Source organism: Candidatus Nitrosotalea sp. FS (assembly GCF_011319475.1).
GTDB lineage: Archaea > Thermoproteota > Nitrososphaeria > Nitrososphaerales > Nitrosopumilaceae > Nitrosotalea.
The window spans coordinates 1-5,998 of the sequence record NZ_RCMC01000278.1; the positions used below are offsets into that span (position 1 = coordinate 1).

Annotated in this window: 8 protein-coding genes and 1 pseudogene; all 9 read left to right on the forward strand. The window is 39.2% G+C overall.

Going from position 1 to position 5,998, the window contains the following annotated elements; translation table 11 throughout:
• Positions 1-215: 215 nt before the first annotated feature.
• The 9 genes and pseudogenes from argF (at position 216) to DYY66_RS15015 (ending at position 5,533) form a co-directional block, all read left to right on the forward strand.
• Positions 216-1,130 carry an ornithine carbamoyltransferase gene (gene argF, locus DYY66_RS11030; protein ID WP_166289313.1) on the forward strand — a complete coding sequence of 305 codons (915 nt, stop codon included), beginning with the start codon at positions 216-218 and terminating at the stop codon, positions 1,128-1,130.
• Between the two features lie 47 nt (positions 1,131-1,177).
• The gene (locus DYY66_RS11035; RefSeq protein ID WP_166289316.1) at positions 1,178-1,666 is read left to right on the forward strand and encodes a 50S ribosomal protein L18; all 489 of its coding nucleotides are present in this window, start codon (positions 1,178-1,180) and stop codon (positions 1,664-1,666) included.
• Positions 1,663-2,298 carry a 30S ribosomal protein S5 gene (locus DYY66_RS11040; RefSeq protein WP_166289319.1) on the forward strand — a complete coding sequence of 212 codons (636 nt, stop codon included), beginning with the start codon at positions 1,663-1,665 and terminating at the stop codon, positions 2,296-2,298. The genes DYY66_RS11035 and DYY66_RS11040 overlap by 4 nt, the downstream gene beginning before the upstream one ends.
• A gap of 8 nt (positions 2,299-2,306) precedes the next feature.
• Positions 2,307-2,774 carry a 50S ribosomal protein L30 gene (locus DYY66_RS11045; protein WP_166289322.1) on the forward strand — a complete coding sequence of 156 codons (468 nt, stop codon included), beginning with the start codon at positions 2,307-2,309 and terminating at the stop codon, positions 2,772-2,774.
• A 1-nt stretch (position 2,775) separates the two neighbouring features.
• Positions 2,776-3,198, forward strand: coding sequence for an uL15 family ribosomal protein (locus tag DYY66_RS11050; RefSeq protein WP_166289325.1), 423 nt, complete (start codon positions 2,776-2,778; stop codon positions 3,196-3,198).
• 41 nt (positions 3,199-3,239) lie between these two features.
• The coding region (gene secY, locus DYY66_RS11055) for a preprotein translocase subunit SecY (RefSeq protein ID WP_394352645.1) at positions 3,240-4,419 on the forward strand (1,180 nt) is incomplete at its 3' end.
• A gap of 70 nt (positions 4,420-4,489) precedes the next feature.
• A pseudogene (locus DYY66_RS11060) lies at positions 4,490-4,868 on the forward strand (preprotein translocase subunit SecY); the annotation flags it as partial.
• On the forward strand, positions 4,855-5,136 hold a 282-nt coding region (locus DYY66_RS15010), incomplete at its 3' end, for an AAA family ATPase (RefSeq protein ID WP_255496445.1). The pseudogene DYY66_RS11060 and the gene DYY66_RS15010, both read left to right, overlap by 14 nt.
• A 46-nt stretch (positions 5,137-5,182) precedes the next feature.
• Positions 5,183-5,533, forward strand: coding sequence for an AAA family ATPase (locus tag DYY66_RS15015; protein ID WP_255496447.1), 351 nt, complete (start codon positions 5,183-5,185; stop codon positions 5,531-5,533).
• The last annotated feature ends 465 nt before the right edge of the window (positions 5,534-5,998 follow it).

Below are 5,998 nucleotides of genomic sequence, written 5' to 3' on the forward strand. Positions count from 1 at the left end.
GGACGACCAAAAATTAAAGATGAACCAAAACAAGAACTTAAAGATGAATTACAAACTGAAGAGGAAGAGACAAAGTCAAAAGATGAAAAGCCTATAAAGAAACGTTCGTTGTTNTCAGAATCTAAATCTGAATCAAAAACTGAAGAGGAAGATATAGTCGAGTCAAAAGATGAAAAGCCTATAAAGAAACGTTCGTTGTTTGGATGGAGAAAGAAATGAAAATAAAAACAAAAGATCTACTTACACTAAATGAGTTGAGCAAAAGTGAATTGCTTGGAATACTAGACAATGCTATAAAACTAAAGAAAGATCTCAAAAAAGGAATTTCAAAACCAATTCTAAAAAATAAAACACTTGCCATGATCTTCCAAAAGCCTTCAACTCGTACAAGGGTAAGCTTTGAAACTGGAATGTTCCAATTGGGAGGACATGCACTCAATCTATCTGCAGATGACTTGCAGCTAAAAAGGGGAGAAACAATAGAAGATACTGCCAAGACGCTCTCAAGATATGTGGATATCATTATGGCTAGGGTGTATTCACATGATGAAGTAGAAATTTTGGCAAAAAATTCCACAGTTCCTGTAATAAATGGACTCTCTGATTCCTTCCACCCATGTCAGATATTGGCAGATTTGATGACAATCAAGGAGAAAAAGAAAAAACTTGAGGGATTAAAACTTGCATGGATAGGAGATGGTAACAACGTATGCAATTCAATGATTTACGGATGTGCAAAAACATCTATTGATATGACAATTGCAACTCCTAAAGGATACGAACCAAATTCTGATATCATAAAAGAATCAAAAAAATTCATTGATTTACAATTGCTCACAGATCCCATGTCTGCAGTAAAAGACGCTGATGTTGTAGTTACTGATACGTTTGTCTCGATCCATCACCAAGCAACTGATAGGACAAAAGACTTTCTTCCACGTTTTCAAGTAAACTCTAATTTAATGAAAAAAGCAGATCATGAAGCAATCTTCTTGCATTGTCTTCCTGCAAAAAGAGGCCAAGAAGTTACAAGTGAAGTGATAGATGGTCCACAGTCTGTAATATGGGATGAAGCAGAAAATAGACTTCATGCACAAAAGGCATTGATGGCTTTACTGCTCCGAGTCTAACGTTTATAAGAGCTTCACCAAAATTTTTTGTAAATAGGCTTAGTATAATGGCATATTCACAAATATTACGTAGATCTCGGGATGAGAAGACTAACTACAAGAAGAGAAGACATCTTCTTATGGGTAGGAGAGACTTTATCACAGTTCAGATATCTAATGAAAATACTCTAGTACAGATTCACAAGCCTGAGATGGAAGGCGACAAAGTTCTTTCATCAGCTCATTCTAGATCGCTTCTAAAAAATGGCTGGAAAGGCTCAAGAAAGAGTATACCAGCGGCATATCTTACTGGTTATCTAGCAGGCAAGAAAGCACTTGCAAGTGGAACCAAGAGCGCTGTACTTTATACCGGTACTAGAAAATATACTCAAAGAATTGCAGCAGCATTGAAAGGAATAATAGATGCAGGTCTAGAAGTTCCCGCAGACGCAGAAACTTTTCCATCTGATGAGAGGATAAGCGGTAAGCATCTTAAAATTGCAAATGAAATAAGCAAAGTAAAATCTGCAATTGATAGTGAGGTTAAATCCAAATGAGTAGAACAGAACAGAGATCAAGACCACCAAGAAGAGAACCAGAACAAGTATGGACTCCAAGAACAAAACTAGGAGCACTAGTGGCTACTGATAAAATTACAACCATGAAAGAAATTTATGAAAACGGTTATAGAATTCAAGAAGCTGGCATTATCAAAAAATTACTACCTGGAATTAAAACAGAAGTTATTGATGTTGGAATTGTTCAAAAACAAACAACCAACGGTGAGTATACTAGATTCAAGGCACTTGTAGCAGCTGGAGATGAAAATGGCTGGCTGGGAATTGGACAAGGAAAATCAAAACAAATGAGAATTGCAATCGAAAAGGCAACAAATCAAGCTTATCTTAATGTGAGTCCAGTAAAACTTGGCTGTGGAAGTTGGGAGTGTAGATGTGAACAACCTCACTCAGTTCCATTCAAAGTAAGAGGAAGAGGTGGAAGTGTCACAGTTGAAGTTATTCCGGGACCAAGAGGTCTTGGACTTGTTGCTGGTGGAAATATAAGAAATCTTCTAAAATTAGCAGGTTTGAAGGATGCATGGACAAAAAGTACAGGTTCTACAAACACTATGACTTCTACATCAAGAGCTGTCTTGGACTGTTTGAGACAAACATTTAGTCAGGGTTGAATGAAAAAATGGGTAAAGCTTTCTTAATAGTCAGAATGAAAGGAACGGTCAATGTTCCTTACTGGGCAAGAACTACTATGGACCTTTTACATTTGGATAAAAGATTCCGTGCTACTATCATCCCAGAAAAAGATAACACAAAAGGCATGCTTGACAAGATCAAGCACTATGTATCATGGCAAGAGATTGACGTATCCACTACAAAGGAACTCTTAGAAAAGAAAGCACGCACAGGCGGTTATAAAAAACTCACAGCAGAAGATATGACAAAATTAGGTTTCAAAAATACTGATGAACTTGCAAAATCACTTTCAGAAGGAACTGCTATACTATCAAAACTAAAACCACTAAAACCATGGTTTGCTCTGTCACCACCAAAACATGGATTCAAACGAAATACCAAGAAGATGTATGGAGAAGGAGGAATTCTTGGTAGTCACAAAGAACTCTTAGCACAAGTGAGGTTAATGATGTAGCATGCCAACAAGAGCAAGAAAAACAAGAAAATATCGAGGAAGTAGACACTGTGGTTGGGGACAAATAGGCCAACATAGAGCCAGTGGTCACAAAGGAGGACTTGGTCAATCTGGTTTGCACAAGCATCATTTCATACGAATGTTAATGACTGATCCAAAACACTTTGGTCATGATTCCACTCACCCACCACATCCAAATCTAGTCCGAAAATGGGCTAGCGTAAGAGATCTGGATGATATCTTTGCGAAATTTGGAAAACAGGAAGGTGGCAAGAAATTGATAGACCTTACTGAACTAGGCTATGACAAGCTGTTGGGAGGAGGACAGACTGAAAATGCTTATGTTGTTAAGGTGGAAAAATTCTCTGCTTCCGCTGAAGAAAAAGTAAAACAATCTGGTGGCGAGGTGCAAGCAGTAGCTTGACAGCAGAAGAAGGTTCGACCTCTGGCGGTTTTTTAAAAACAATCATCTCTAAAGCTGAAGTCTATATTCCTCAAGTACCGAAACCGAAAAAGAAAATCCCACTTCAAGTTCGTTTGATGTGGTGTGGAATTGCATTGTTCATTTACATGATAATGGGACAGACTCCTCTATACGGTGCGTCTACACCATCATTTGATTTTCTTGCATTTGCTAGAGTAATTTTTGCATCACAACAAGGTACCCTGATTGAACTTGGAATCGGACCTATTGTTACGGCTGGACTGTTGATGCAACTCCTAAAAGGTTCTGAGATATTTCATCTTGACTTTAAGAAACCAGAAGACAGAGAGTTGTATCAAACAGCAACCAAGATTGTTACTTATATCGTAATCATTGCAGAATCTTCTCTGTATGGAATGGCAGTCTACGGACCAAGAATGCCAAACCACGAAGCTATCTTCATTCTGGTAGGACAACTAATCGGTGCATCTGTGATAATCATGTTACTAGATGAACTAGTCCAAAAGGGATGGGGACTTGGCAGTGGAATTAGTTTGTTTATTGCAGCAGGTGTAGCTCAACAGGTAATTTGGAGCTTGTTTAGCCCAGTTCCTGCAGGAGACGGAGGCCCAGTAGGTGTCTTTGCAAATATTGTACATGGTGCAATACATAGTGATTTTAGTAATCTCTTTTTCCGGTCTAACCAGCTGCCTGGTATATTTGGCCTGTTCATAACGGCCGGAGTCTTGCTGATTCTTGTTTATACGCAAGGAATCAAGGTGGAGATACCAATCGTATCTACCAAGTACAGGGGATTCTCTGCAGTATATCCAATCAAGTTGATGTACGTATCCAACATTCCAGTAATTTTGGCTTCTGCTCTTACTGCTAACGCAGTATTTGTAGGACAAATCATGTGGGCTAACTTTAACCCGCGAAATGCAAATCCGTTTTTGAATTTCTTGGGAATGTTTGATCCCACCTCTCCATCTACTCCTACAGGTGGTATACTGTACTATGTCACCGCACCACGTGGTCTTGATATTGTTGCATTAGATCCAACCCGAGCCGTTTTGTACATCTTGTTCATGGTGGGAATTGTTGTCTTGTTTGGCAGATTGTGGATTGAGCTTGGAGGACTTTCTGCAAAGAGCGCAGCCAAAAACTTACTTGATGCAGAGGTACAGATACCTGGCTTTAGACGTTCGAATCAACCCGTTGNTGCAGCCAAAAACCTACTTGACGCAGAAGTACAGATACCTGGCTTTAGACGTTCAAATCAACCTGTTGNCCCAACCCGTGCTGTCTTGTACATTTTATTCATGGTGGGAATCGTGGTATTGTTTGGCAGATTGTGGATTGAGCTTGGAGGCCTTTCTGCAAAGAGCGCAGCCAAAAACTTACTTGATGCAGAGGTACAGATACCTGGCTTTAGACGTTCGAATCAACCCGTTGAAAATCTACTTCAAAAATACATTCCGTCTGTTACTATAATTGGTTCTATCATATTGGGATTGTTGGCCGGTACATCTGATGTACTGGGAACATTTGGATCAGGGACAGGAATGTTGTTGACAGTTGATATCTTGATTAACTATTACAATTTACTTGTTCGAGAACGAGTCGAGGAAGTAATGCCTGCCCTGGGTGCATTGCTTGGCAGAAAGTAAGAAAATAATTATTGTAGGAATTCCAGGCGTTGGAAAAACTACCGTCGTATCGCGTGTAGTGGAACTGTTAAAAGAAAAAAGCATCAAGGTAAGTGTCTCAATTTTTGGAACGGTAATGTTTAACGAAGCAAAAAAGAAAGGGGTCCAAAGTAGAGATGATCTAAGAAAACTCTCTGTCAAGCAACAAAAGGAACTACAATCTACTGCTGCAAGAACCATCGCCTCAATGGCTGATGATGTGATAATTGTAGATACACACGCATTCATTNGAACAAAAAGAACTACAATCTACGGCTGCAAGAACTATCGCCTCCATGGCAGATGATGTGATAATTGTCGATACACACGCATTCATTTCCACAAAAGAGGGGTTTTATCCTGGACTTCCACACAATGTTTTAGAAATTCTAAATCCTGATAGTTTTATCATGATAACTGCACGACCTGAAGAGATCTATAATCGTAGAATGACTGACACCACTAGAACTAGGGATATTGTATCAATTGATGCCATAAAAAAAGAACTTGATGTTACAAGTGCAATGCTGTCAACTTGTTCGATACTTTGTGGTTCTCCAATTAAGATGGTTCTCAATACTGAAGGTAAAGTTGATGAAGCGGCACGAGGTATTCTAAATGCAATGGGGTATAACAATGGAACATAGCATATTTTTAGATTTCATAAATTCAATAGCGCTTCAGATTCCAGGACTGAGCAGGGGACCACTGGGAAGTGCAAACCCGATTGTAAAAGGAATGATTGCATCTGCCTTTGGTATAATGGGCATTTCTGTAGGNATAATTTTACATTTCATAAACTCAATAGCACTTCAGATACCTGGCCTGAACAGGGGACCTCTAGGAAGTGCAAACCCGCTAGTGAAGGGAATGGTTGCATCTGCCTTTGGTATAATGGGAATTTCTGTAGGACTTAACCTGCTTAATGCACTAATAAAACGAAAGATGGTAGACCAGGAGAAACTCAAAAGACTCCTAAAAGAAACAAGGGCTTGGCAAAAGGAAAGAATGGCAGCATTCAAGTCAAAAGACCAGGCAAAGACAGATGAGCTCAACAAAAAGTCTGCATACATGAACAAGATGAACATGGAAGTGATGCAGATGAACATGAG